The sequence below is a fragment of the Psychrobacter sp. PP-21 genome, assembly GCF_033790785.1.
In the GTDB taxonomy this organism is placed as follows: Bacteria; Pseudomonadota; Gammaproteobacteria; order Pseudomonadales; family Moraxellaceae; genus Psychrobacter.
Genome location: NZ_JAMYEB010000140.1, coordinates 1 through 207 on the forward strand (window position 1 = coordinate 1; position 207 = coordinate 207).

General features: G+C 54.6%; 1 protein-coding gene. It reads right to left on the reverse strand.

Going from position 1 to position 207, the window contains the following annotated elements; genetic code table 11:
* The coding region (locus tag NJD71_RS13920; RefSeq protein ID WP_319052473.1) for a hypothetical protein at positions 1-207 on the reverse strand (207 nt) is incomplete at both ends.

Sequence of the window (207 nt, forward strand, 5' to 3'; positions counted from 1 at the left end):
TCACCGCGGCAATGCTCACCGCAGGAATCGCGTCGCCGGCATCGATGATGGTGCCAGTGCCACTGTCATTGCCAATGGTAAGCTCGGTGGTTTCATCGTTCTCAAGGATGGCATCATTTGATGTCGGGTAGCTGACGGTAAAGTCGGTCACCCCAGCAGGGACGGTGATGGTGCCATCATTATTGTTGATGACGCCGTTGCTAAAGA